Origin of the sequence: Arcobacter sp. F155 (genome assembly GCF_004116455.1) — a bacterium.
Lineage (GTDB): Bacteria > Campylobacterota > Campylobacteria > Campylobacterales > Arcobacteraceae > Halarcobacter.
In genome coordinates, this window is sequence record NZ_PDJU01000057.1 from 1 (window position 1) to 404 (window position 404).

Consider the following 404-nt stretch of genomic DNA (forward strand, 5'->3'; position numbering starts at 1 on the left):
TTTTTAAGTTACCTTGATTTGATCATTCAATATAATTCAGAAATGGTAGAGGCATTTGAAGGGCATACGAAAGCTTTGAAAGAGTTAGATAAAAGCATTCAAACGTACGGAGATAGATCGGAAGTAAGGGCGATAAAACAATTGTGATGGAGAAACGGGGGATAAAAGAATGGGGAAAGAAATGAGTTTTGCACCTGCTGAATTATATGTTCTCGCAGGTGCAGCTGGGGTTACCGATATATTTGGATTGCCAAACCGTGACGCAATTATTTTACTTGATGCAGAATGTGTCACGAAAGCAACTACGAGTTTAAAAGAAAAAGGCCTACTTACAAGTGAAAATGGAATTACCCCTGCAGCTTTTCAAATAATTGAACTATTAAAGGAATATGAAAATTGTCATG

The 404-nt window shown here is 36.6% G+C and carries 1 protein-coding gene; it reads left to right on the forward strand.

Annotation, left to right across the window (positions count from 1 at the left end):
• Positions 1-169: 169 nt before the first annotated feature.
• The coding region (locus CRV03_RS14050; RefSeq protein WP_129085746.1) for a DUF5081 family protein at positions 170-404 on the forward strand (235 nt) is incomplete at its 3' end.